This window comes from Pseudotabrizicola sediminis (genome assembly GCF_004745575.1).
Taxonomy (GTDB): domain Bacteria; phylum Pseudomonadota; class Alphaproteobacteria; order Rhodobacterales; family Rhodobacteraceae; genus Pseudotabrizicola; species Pseudotabrizicola sediminis.
The window spans coordinates 1-305 of the sequence record NZ_RPEM01000080.1; the positions used below are offsets into that span (position 1 = coordinate 1).

At 67.2% G+C, this 305-nt stretch carries 1 pseudogene; it reads left to right on the forward strand.

Going from position 1 to position 305, the window contains the following annotated elements:
• A pseudogene (locus tag EEB11_RS19375) lies at positions 1-305 on the forward strand (transposase); the annotation flags it as partial.

Genomic DNA, 305 nt, shown 5'->3' on the forward strand with positions numbered 1-305 from the left:
GTTCGAGCGCGAATGGGCCGGGTTCTTTCCGTCCGGCAGGGGGCGACCGGCGACAGAGCCGCGGTTGGTGGCGGGGCTGCTGTATCTGCAGCACGCTTACCGGCTGTCGGACGAGGCGGTGGTCGCCCGCTGGGTCGAGACCCCCTATTACCAGCACTTCACCGGGGAGGTGTTCTTCCAGCACCGTCCGCCGATCAATCCGTCTTCGCTGAACCGCTGAACCGCTGGCGGGGGTGGATCGGCGAGGAGGGTGTGGAGTGGCTGTTGACCCAGACGATACGGGCCGGGCAGAAGTCCGGTGCCAT